This window comes from Pseudomonas sp. PME37.24/006 (genome assembly GCF_055556635.1).
The window spans coordinates 1-233 of sequence record NZ_JBVHNL010000305.1 but is presented as its reverse complement, the minus strand read 5'-3'; the positions used below and the strand labels follow the sequence as shown (position 1 = coordinate 233).

Sequence of the window (233 nt, the reverse complement as noted above, 5' to 3'; positions counted from 1 at the left end):
CAGGTTGACGGTGGAGAACGTCTTCTGTGCCCAGATGATGAATCGGGAGCCGAACCAGTCGCGCGCCTCGGCCCATTCGCGCTCCTCGGGCGTGAGGAATGACAGGCGGCGCGGGGCGGGTGCCGCGACGACGGGCATCTCGACGACGGCGGGCGGAGCGGAATCGGTGGGTTCGGGGCCGGCCTTGGCTGCGTCGACCTCGGCCCACCGCTCGTCGAGGGTGAGCGCCTTCC

1 protein-coding gene is annotated in these 233 nt (G+C 70.8%); it reads right to left on the bottom strand.

Features of this window, described 5'->3' with window-relative positions; genetic code table 11:
- The coding region (locus tag ACZ3GY_RS24840) for a hypothetical protein (protein ID WP_465912494.1) at window positions 1-233 on the bottom strand (233 nt) is incomplete at both ends.